This is a genomic window from Vibrio sp. 2304, assembly GCF_033339475.1.
Lineage (GTDB): Bacteria > Pseudomonadota > Gammaproteobacteria > Enterobacterales > Vibrionaceae > Vibrio > Vibrio alginolyticus.
In genome coordinates, this window is sequence record NZ_JAWOUQ010000053.1 from 1 (window position 1) to 805 (window position 805).

General features: G+C 49.3%; 1 protein-coding gene. It reads right to left on the minus strand.

Features of this window, described 5'->3' with window-relative positions; all coding sequences use genetic code 11:
* The coding region (locus R7P64_RS24195) for an FIST C-terminal domain-containing protein (protein WP_318124136.1) at positions 1-805 on the minus strand (805 nt) is incomplete at both ends.

Below are 805 nucleotides of genomic sequence, written 5' to 3' on the forward strand. Positions count from 1 at the left end.
CACAAAAGCCCACTCACCTACACCAATGCTGTACAGTTGCAGCGCCGCTGGCATGCCTAAGCGCTTTCTCAATCGATTGGTAAAATGCATCGACAGATCTTTGAGCAGCTGGTCTCCGACTCGATACCCGTACTTTTCGTTGATGTGGCTGAAATTGAGCAGCTTAAGCGTTAACAAATGCTCGTCACAATCGATGTGACTTAAGCGCTCTTGCAGCGCCACGCGATTTTGCAACCCCGTGCGACTGTCACGACGGTAGCTTTCTTGTAGCTTGCGAGTTTGACGATCAAGTTGATAGCCCATGTGAGCGTTCATATGGTTCAAATCACCAATCGCATTGCGTATTAAGCTAAACAGCGGTGAAATCGAAGCGCTCACTTGCGGTTTAGGCAAATTCAGCGATTGCACCTCATCGCCTTCGCGCATCGCAAGGTACGTCAAACTGTGGTGAAGAATTTCTGGCTGGCCAATGTCACCATGTATTTCACCCATGCAGTAGCTGCCAAAGGTCGCGGCAATATCCATAAACGCCTGCACTTCGTCGCTGCTATCAATAAAATCCAGCCGCGAGGCACAGTTGTAAATCATCACTACTTCCGGCTGATGCATGGCAAGTTCCACCACCCCATGACGCACTTGTTCTAACGTCAGAGAAGGATGGTTATAACAAAACTGAACCTCATCACCGAGGCACCACGGCCTATCGAAACTCATGCTTCCATCGGCGTGAAGTTCTGTGACGGTACAAACTTCCTTGCGCCCCAACGTCTCTCGATACAACGGGAAACTGAGTAATTGGTTAATC